Consider the following 265-nt stretch of genomic DNA (forward strand, 5'->3'; position numbering starts at 1 on the left):
GACCGGGTCTTCCGGGCTGGCTTGGCTGGCGCTTCTTCGACTTCTGCAGCAACCACCTCATCTGCGGCTTCCTCAGTCTTTGCAGACTTGCGGGCACGCGGCTTGCGGGCAGACTTGGCTGGCTTTTCGGCTTCAGCCGGCGCTTCGGCAGCTTCCGTTGCAACAGCAACCGCTTCCACAACCTCAACGATTTCGGCCTTGGCAGCGACGACTTCGGCTGCAGCAGCTTCAATAGCGGCCTCGGCCTTTACCGGCAGAACAGGCG

1 pseudogene is annotated in these 265 nt (G+C 62.3%); it reads right to left on the minus strand.

Annotation, left to right across the window (positions count from 1 at the left end):
* Positions 1 to 265: pseudogene (locus tag HWD93_RS18505) on the minus strand (hypothetical protein); the annotation flags it as partial.

It is taken from the genome of Curtobacterium sp. C2H10, assembly GCF_025407985.1.
In the GTDB taxonomy this organism is placed as follows: Bacteria; Actinomycetota; Actinomycetes; order Actinomycetales; family Microbacteriaceae; genus Curtobacterium.